Below are 596 nucleotides of genomic sequence, written 5' to 3'. Positions count from 1 at the left end.
TCGGGCCCTGGTCAAGTATCCGATCCGCATGTCCCTGAACCCGTTCATCGCCGATATCGGCAACCTGTTGCCCGATGTTATTTCCGGCTCGGTGATCGTGAGTGCGGTGCTCAGCCTGCCGACGGCGGGCCCCATGTTGTTGGAGGCGCTTCGCAATCAGGATCAGTATCTGGCCGGATCGTTCCTGATGTTTTTGGCGCTTCTGACGGTGATCGGCATGTTTATTTCCGATCTGTTGCTGGCGGCCCTTGATCCGCGCATCCGTCTTTCCGGGGGGGCGACGAAATGAGCGAGATTCCAAGCCGCGACAGAAACGGAAAGCTGGAACACTGGCATTCAAATGCCCCGTTCGATCCCTATTCGGTCGAAAAGCTTTCGCCTGAGCAGGAGAAATTCTACATGGCGTCCCAGTGGCGCATGATGTGGTGGAAGTTTTGTCGGCACCGGGTGGCCGTGATCAGCGGGATCATTCTGCTGCTGTTCTATGTGTCGATCCTGTTTTCCGAATTTTTGGCGCCCTATAACCTGCATTCGCGGGATACCAAGCATATCTTTGCGCCGCCCCAGTCGATCCATATCTTCCATGAGGGCGAATT

At 55.9% G+C, this 596-nt stretch carries 2 protein-coding genes; both read left to right on the top strand.

From position 1 onward, the window contains the following. A partial coding sequence (locus QQJ79_RS15815; protein ID WP_284223889.1) for an ABC transporter permease subunit occupies nucleotides 1-289 on the top strand: 289 nt, incomplete at its 5' end. After that, nucleotides 286-596, top strand: a 311-nt coding sequence (locus QQJ79_RS15810; RefSeq protein WP_284223888.1) for a hypothetical protein, incomplete at its 3' end; no start/stop codon positions are given. The genes QQJ79_RS15815 and QQJ79_RS15810, both read left to right, overlap by 4 nt.

The sequence above is a fragment of the Brevundimonas denitrificans genome, from assembly GCF_030160755.1.
GTDB classification, from domain to species: Bacteria; Pseudomonadota; Alphaproteobacteria; order Caulobacterales; family Caulobacteraceae; genus Brevundimonas; species Brevundimonas denitrificans.
This window is presented reverse-complemented; position numbering and strand designations above follow the sequence as displayed.